This is a genomic window from Actinosynnema sp. NPDC023794 (assembly GCF_040639675.1).
Lineage (GTDB): Bacteria > Actinomycetota > Actinomycetes > Mycobacteriales > Pseudonocardiaceae > Actinosynnema > Actinosynnema luteola.
The window spans coordinates 1-4,481 of record NZ_JBFAFR010000090.1; the positions used below are offsets into that span (position 1 = coordinate 1).

General features: G+C 73.3%; 1 protein-coding gene. It reads left to right on the plus strand.

What is annotated here, in order from left to right:
• Positions 1 to 45: 45 nt before the first annotated feature.
• A partial coding sequence (locus tag AB0H12_RS45115) for an SDR family NAD(P)-dependent oxidoreductase (protein ID WP_499632932.1) occupies positions 46 to 4,481 on the plus strand: 4,436 nt, incomplete at its 3' end.

The following is a 4,481-nucleotide window of genomic DNA, read 5'->3' on the forward strand; positions in this document are numbered from 1 at the left end:
TTGGAGGATGCGGCGCGGGTGGTTGCGTTGCGCAGCAGGGCTTTGGTGGCGATTGCCGGTCTTGGTGGCATGGTGTCGGTGTCGTCGCCGCCGGACTCGGAGTTGCTGTCGCGGTGGGGTGACCGGCTATCGGTCGCGGTGGTCAACGCGGTGGACTCCGTGGTCGTGTCCGGAGATCCGGCCGCGCTCGCCGAGCTGGTGGCGGCCTGCGACGCCGACGGCATCAGGGCGCGCGTCCTCCCGGTGGACTACGCGGCGCACTCGGCACAGGTCGAAGCGGTCCGGGAACGGCTCTTGGCCGACCTCGCGGACATCACCCCGCTCCCGGCGCGGATCCCGTTCTACTCGACCGTGACCGAGGGGTTGGTCGGGACCGTCGATGCCGCCTACTGGTACCGGAACCTGCGGGAGCCGGTGCGGTTCGACCGTGCCGTGGAGGCGTTGACGGCCGGCGGGCACGACGTGTTCATCGAGGTCAGCCCGCACCCGGTGCTGGTGCCCGCCCTGGACGTCACGGTCGCCACCGGCACCCTCCGCCGCGATCGGAGCGACTTCCGGGCCGCACTGGCTGCCCTGGTCGTGAACGGCTACCCGCTGCCCAAGCCGACGTCCGGGCGGCTCGCGCTGCCGACCTACCCGTTCCAGCGGACGCGCTACTGGCTCCTCCCGAGCACGACCGGGTCCACGCCCGGCCACCCGTTGCTGGACGCGTCCGTGGAGCTGCCGGACGACCAGGGCGCGGTGCTGACCGGCCGCCTCTCGACCCGCACGCACCCGTGGCTGGCCGACCACGCCGTCGATGGCGCGGTGCTGCTGCCCGGCACGGCGTTCGTGGAACTGGCCGCCGAAGCGGGACGTGCCGTGGGTTGCCCGGTCGTCGCGGACCTCGTGCTGCACGTGCCGCTGACCGTGACCGAACGCCCGGCGCACGTCCAGGTGTCCGTGGGCGCGCCGGACCACGCCGATCGACGACCGGTCACCGTGCACTCCCGCGTCGACGGCGAGTGGGTCCGCCACGCCTCCGGCACGCTCGACCGCGCTCAGGCCCCGACCACCCCGGCGTGGGAGCCCAGGGGAGAGCAGCTCGACCCGGACGGCTTCTACGACCACCTCGCCGACCTGGGCTACGCGTACGGCCCGGCGTTCCGGGGCGTGCGGGCGCTGTGGCGCGGGGACGACGAGCTGTTCGCCGAGGTCCGGGTCCCGGACGGGGCCAGGTTCGGCCTGCACCCGGCGCTGCTCGACGCCGCGCTGCAACCGGTGATCCTGCTGCACCCGGACGACCGCCTCCGCCTGCCCTTCTCGTTCACCGGCATCGCCGTGCGCACGACAGGCGTCTCGACCGCGCGCGTCCACCTGTCCCGCACCGGGCCGGACGCGTACACCGTCACGTTGACCGACCTCGCGGGCGGACCGGTGGCGACGATCGACACGCTGACCGTGCGACCGGCCGCCGAACTCGAGACCACGCTGCTGCGCACCGAATGGGTGCCGCTGGCGGAGTCCGCCCCCGTACCCGTCCGCCTCGCGCCCCTGCTGACCGGTTCGGTCGACGCCGAGTCCGTGCACGACCTCACCCGACGGGCACTCGACCTGGTGCAGGAGTTCCTGGAGTCCGACGAGCGGACGCGCCTGGTGGTGCCGACCAGGGCGGACGATCCGGCGGGGGCGGCGGTGCGCGGGTTGGTCCGCAGTGCCGCGGCCGAGCACCCGGGCCGGTTCGTCGCGGTGGAGTTGGACCGCGACGCGACGGTGGCCCGTGCGTCGGAGGCGGCGTCCGTGGCGGGCGACGAGGTGGAGGTGGCGATCCGCGGTGACGCGGTCCTGGTGCCCCGGCAGGTGTCGTCCAGGGCGCGGCCGACGTCGGTCGACGGTCCGTGGCGGCTGGTCGAGTCGGGCACCGGCAGCCTGGACGACCTCGCGTTCGCCGAGGTGGCCGAGCTGCCGCTGGAACCGGGCCAGGTGCGGCTCGGGGTGCGTGCGGCGGGGGTGAACTTCCGCGACGTGCTCATCGCGTTGGGGATGTACCCGGACGCGGCGTTGTTGGGCGGTGAGGCGGCCGGCACGGTCCTCGAAGTCGGGCCGGGCGTCACGCGGTGGCAGGTGGGCGACCGGGTGCTCGGCCTCGCGTCCGGCGCGTTCGGGCCGCGTGCCGTCGCCGACGAGCGGTTGCTCGCGCCGGTCCCGGACGGCTGGTCGTTCGAGCAGGCCGCGGCGGTGCCGGTGGCGTTCCTGACCGCGTGGCACGGGCTGGTGGACCTCGGCCGCGTCCGGCCGGGCGATCGGGTGCTGATCCACTCCGGCGCGGGTGGCGTCGGCACGGCCGCGATCCAGCTGGCGCGGCACCTCGGCGCGGAGGTGTTCGCCACGGCGAGCCCGCGCAAGTGGGACGCGTTGCGGGCGTCGGGGTTGAGCGATGACCGCATCGCGTCGTCGCGGACGCTGGAGTTCGAGCAGCGGTTCCCGCGGGTGGACGTGGTGCTGAACTCGTTGACCGGCGAGTTCACCGACGCGTCGCTGCGCCTGCTCGCGCCCGGTGGCCGGTTCGTGGAGATGGGCAAGACCGACGTCCGGGTTCTCGACGGCGTCGACTACCGGGCGTTCGACCTCAACGACGCCGATCCCGCCCACCTGGGTGAGGTGCTGACCGAGGTGCTGCGGCTGTTCGGCGCCGGCGTGCTGCGGCTGCCGCCGATCACCACGCACGACGTGCGGCGCGCGGTGGACGTGTTCCGGCTGATGAGCCAGGCCGGGCACGTCGGCAAGCTGGTGCTCACCGTGCCCCGCCTCGCCGACGGCACCGTGTTGATCACCGGCGGCTTGGGCACGCTCGGTCGTGTGGTGGCCGAGCACTTGGTCGCGCGACATGGTGTGCGGCGGCTGGTGCTGGTGAGCCGCGGCGGTGGTGAGGCTCCGGAGTTGGACGCGGACGTGCGGGTGGTGGCGTGTGACGTGTCGGATCGTGGGCAGGTCGCGGAGTTGGTGGCGTCGATCCCGGACCTGACCGCGGTGGTGCACGCGGCCGGTGTGCTGGACGACGCGGTGGTGCAGGGCCTCACCCCCGACCAGCTGGACCGCGTGCTGCGGCCCAAGGTGGACGGCGCCTGGCACCTGCACGAGCTGGCCGGCGACCTGGACGCGTTCGTGCTGTTCTCCGCCGCCGCGGGCGTCCTGGGCAACGCCGGGCAGGCCAACTACGCCGCCGCCAACTCCTACCTGGACGCCCTGGCCGTGCACCGGCACGCCCTCGGCCTGCCGGCCGTCTCGATGGCGTGGGGCTACTGGGCCGAGGCGTCCGGCATGACCGCGCACCTCACCTCGACCGACAAGGAGCGCTTCGCCCGCGCCGGCATCGCGCCGATGACGACGGAGCACGCGCTGGCGCTGTTCGACGCGGCGCTCGCCGGTGACCAGCCCACGGTGACGACCGCGCACCTGACGACCCGGGCACCTCGCGCGCTCCCGCCTCCCGCCGCGCCCGAAACCGACCTGCTGCCCCTCGTCACCACCCACACCACGGCCGTGCTCGGGCACACCGACGCGTCGGCGATCAAGCCCCGGCTCGCGTTCCGCGACCTCGGGTTCGACTCGCTCACCGCCGTGGAGCTGCGCAACCGGCTCGCCACGGCGACCGGCCTCCGCCTGCCCGCGACCCTCGTCTTCGACCACCCGACGCCCGAGGAACTGGCCGAGCACCTGCGGCTGGAGCTGTCGGGCACCCGTCCGGAGGTCGACGCGCCGGTGGCGCGGGCGGTGGGGGAGGACCCGATCGTGATCGTGGGTATGGGGTGTCGGTTGCCTGGTGGTGTCGGGTCGCCGGATGACCTGTGGCGGTTGGTGGTGGACGGGGTGGACGCCATCTCGGAGTTCCCGGCGGATCGTGGTTGGGATCTGGATCGGCTTTATCACCCTGATCCTGATCACGCGGGGACGAGTTACACCCGTTCTGGTGGGTTCTTGGCGGACGTGGCGGGGTTCGACGCCGATTTCTTCGGGATCTCGCCGCGTGAGGCGTTGGCGATGGATCCGCAGCAGCGGGTGTTGCTGGAGACGGCGTGGGAGGTGTTCGAGCACGCGGGGATCGACCCCACCTCGTTGCGGGGCAGCCAGACGGGCGTGTTCACCGGGTTGTGGTCCTCGGGGTACGGGGGCGTGGTCGACCAGGCCCCGCGTGACGCCGAGGGTTACCTGGCGACCGGCATCTCACCGAGCGTCACGTCCGGCCGCGTCGCCTACCTGCTCGGGTTACGCGGCCAGGCCGTGTCGGTGGACTCCGCGTGTTCGTCGTCGTTGGTGGCGATGCACTTGGCGGCGCAGGCGTTGCGGTCGGGTGAGTGCGACCTGGCGCTGGCCGGTGGCGTGACGGTGATCGTGAACCCGCTGGGGTTCACGGAGTTCTCGCGGCAGCGCGGACTCGCGCCGGACGGTCGCAGCAAGCCCTTCGCCGCTGCTGCCGACGGCACGAGTTGGGGTGAGGGTGC